2 protein-coding genes are annotated in these 1,385 nt (G+C 65.9%); both read right to left on the reverse strand.

All coding sequences use genetic code 11. The annotated features are described in order from the left end of the window. Positions 1-691 (reverse strand): ABC transporter ATP-binding protein (locus AC1DS6_RS42600; RefSeq protein WP_477104806.1); only part of this gene is annotated, 691 nt, incomplete at its 3' end. A gap of 9 nt (positions 692-700) precedes the next feature. Continuing rightward, a partial coding sequence (locus AC1DS6_RS42605) for an ABC transporter ATP-binding protein (RefSeq protein WP_441637025.1) occupies positions 701-1,385 on the reverse strand: 685 nt, incomplete at its 5' end.

The following is a 1,385-nucleotide window of genomic DNA, read 5'->3' on the forward strand; positions in this document are numbered from 1 at the left end:
TGGCCTGCAGCTCCGCGGCCGCGAAGCGCTCGACGATGGTGCCGTGTTCCATCACATAAAAGCGATCGGCCAGCGGCGCGGCGAAGCGGAAGTTCTGCTCCACCATCACCACCGTGTAGCCCTTCTTCTTGAGCATCAGGATCATGCGCGCCAGCGCCTGCACGATCACCGGCGCCAGGCCCTCGGAGATCTCGTCGAGCAGCAGCAGGTTGGCCCCCGTGCGCAGGATACGGCCAACCGCCAGCATCTGCTGCTCGCCGCCAGACAGGCGCGTGCCCTGGCTCTGGCGGCGCTCCTTCAGGTTGGGGAACATGTCGTAGATCTCGGCCTCGCTCATGCCGGTGACCGCGCTGCCGCCCTGCCCTTTCAGCAGCGGCGGCAGCAGCAGGTTTTCCTCGCACGACAGGCTGGCGAARATGCCCCGCTCTTCCGGGCAGTAACCGATGCCGCAATGCGCGATCTTGTGCGTCGGCATGCCGATGGTCTCGGTGCCGTTGACGCGGATCGAACCCTTGCGCTGGCCGGTCAGGCCCATGATCGCGCGCAGCGTGGTGGTGCGCCCGGCCCCGTTGCGGCCCAGCAGCGTCACCACCTCGCCGGGATTCACGGTCAGGTCCACGCCATGCAGGATGTGCGATTCGCCGTACCAGGCGTGCAGGTCCTTGATTTCTAGTGCGGGCGTTGTGCTCATCCTGGCTCCTCAGTGCGCGCCCTGCAGTTCAGCGTCGACGGTGCCCATGTAGGCCTCCATCACGCGCGGGTCTTTCGATACTTCGGCGTACGGCCCTTCGGCCAGGATCGCGCCGCGCTGCAATACCGTGATCTTGTCGGCGATCGACGAGACCACGTTCATATTGTGTTCGACCATCAGGATGGTGCGCCCCACCGCCACCTTGCGGATCAGTTCGGTGACACGCGCCACGTCCTCATGGCCCATGCCCTGGGTGGGTTCGTCGAGCAGCATCAGCTCCGGCTCCATCGCCAGCGTGGTGGCGATCTCCAGCGCGCGCTTGCGGCCATACGGCAGGTTGACGGTCACGGTCTGCGCGACGTCGGTCAGGCCGACCTGATCGAGCARCTCCATGCCGCGCCCGTTGAGCGTGTCGAGCGTGTTCTCGCTGCGCCAGAAATGATAGGACGTGCCGAGCTGCCGCTGCAGGCCGATGCGCACGTTCTCCAGCACCGTCAGGTGCGGGAACACGGCCGAGATCTGGAACGAACGGATCACGCCGCGCCGGGCGATCTGCGCCGGTTTCTCGCGCGTGATGTCGATGCCGTTGAACAGGATCGTGCCGGTCGTCGGCTCTAGGAACTTGGTGAGCAGGTTGAAGCACGTGGTCTTGCCGGCGCCGTTGGGGCCGATCAAGGCATGGATGGACCCGCGG

Source organism: Cupriavidus sp. 05L310 (assembly GCF_056398185.1).